Below are 767 nucleotides of genomic sequence, written 5' to 3'. Positions count from 1 at the left end.
TCGTGGGGAAGAGACAGTCGCGGCCGTGGATCGTGTCGGATGAACTGTGGTCGCTCATCGAGCCGTTGTTGCCCGAGCCGACACCGAAGCTGGTCGAGGGCAGGCCACGGATACCGGACCGGCAGGCCTTGTGCGGGATCTTGTTCGTGCTGCACACCGGCATCCAATGGGAGTACCTCCCGCAGGAGTTGGGCTTCGGCTCGGGCATGACGTGCTGGCGGCGTCTGGCCGCGTGGAACGAGGCCGGCGTGTGGGACGAACTCCACCTGTTGCTGCTGAAGAAGCTGCGGGCTGCGAAGAAGCTGGACTGGTCGCGGGCGGTGATCGACTCCTCCCATGTCAGGGCGGCCCGGCGCGGCCCAAAAGCGGACCCAGCCCGGTCGACCGCGCACGACCGGGCAGTAAGCACCACGTCCTCACCGACGCCCAGGGCATTCCGCTCGCAGTGTCCCTGACCGGCGGGAACCGCAACGACGTCACGCAGTTGCTGCCTCTGCTGGACAAGGTTCCGGCCGTGGCGGGCGTCGTCGGCCGGCCCAGACGCAGACCCGATGCTCTGCTCGCCGATCGTGGTTACGACCACGACAAGTACCGGCGCCTGCTGTGGCAGCGCGGCATCCGCCCGGTCATCGCCGAACGAGGCGTGGAACACGGCTCTGGCCTGGGCATCTTCCGCTATGTGGTCGAGCGCACGATCGCCTGGCTGCACGGCTTCCGACGGCTGCGGATCCGCTGGGAACGACGCGACGACATCCACGAGGCCTTCC

Annotated in this window: 1 pseudogene; it reads left to right on the top strand. The window is 67.9% G+C overall.

The features are described from left to right. Positions 1-2: 2 nt before the first annotated feature. A pseudogene (locus IE325_RS45840) lies at positions 3-767 on the top strand (IS5 family transposase); the annotation flags it as partial.

It is taken from the genome of Streptomyces lanatus, assembly GCF_014655715.1.
In the GTDB taxonomy this organism is placed as follows: Bacteria; Actinomycetota; Actinomycetes; order Streptomycetales; family Streptomycetaceae; genus Streptomyces; species Streptomyces lanatus.
Note: the sequence above shows the minus strand (reverse complement) of the source record. Positions and strands in the feature narration are given on the sequence as shown.